Origin of the sequence: Shigella sp. FC1544, assembly GCF_001722145.1 — a bacterium.
Lineage (GTDB): Bacteria > Pseudomonadota > Gammaproteobacteria > Enterobacterales > Enterobacteriaceae > Escherichia > Escherichia coli.
This window is the reverse complement of record NZ_MECT01000413.1, coordinates 1-568: the sequence shown is the minus strand read 5'-3', so window position 1 is coordinate 568 and position 568 is coordinate 1. Positions and strand designations below refer to the sequence as shown.

At 54.0% G+C, this 568-nt stretch carries 1 pseudogene; it reads right to left on the bottom strand.

Annotated elements, in window-relative coordinates:
* Positions 1-568, bottom strand: a pseudogene (gene ipaH7.8, locus BGK49_RS17400) (T3SS effector E3 ubiquitin-protein ligase IpaH7.8); the annotation flags it as partial.

Here is a 568-nt window from a genome sequence, read left to right as displayed (position 1 = left end):
ATCACCGCTCAGACCTGATGCTTTCAGCCGGTCAGCCACCCTCTGAGAGTACTCATTCTCCAGCATCTCATACTTCTGCTCTTCTGCCTGCGCCCAGCGGTCAGCTTCCGTACGCTTCAGTACAGCATGCCATGGTCCCCAGAGGGAGAACCAGTCCTTAAATTCATTCTCTTCACGGCTTCTGACCATGGCTTCGGCAGTGCGGAGGTCATTTGCTGTCACTCCCGACACGCCATAGAAACGCATTTCCTTCACGGCAGTGGAGAGCTGAAGTTTCTCTGCGAGCATGGTCTGGAAGGCCAGGTAGACTTCTATCTCATCCACAAAATGGAGAGTTCTGACTTTATCCCGGGCAATGTCCTCCAGAATTTCGAGGCGGAACATTTCCCTGCCCAGGGAGAGCAGAGCGCCGGTATCATTATCGAAAAGGCCTTCTGATGCCTGATGGACCAGGAGGGTTTTCCGGAGATTGTTCCATGTGAGCGCGACACGGTCCTCACAGCTCTCAGTGGCATCAGCAGCAACAGCGAAAGACTGCTGTCGAAGCTCCGCAGAGGCACTGAGTTTT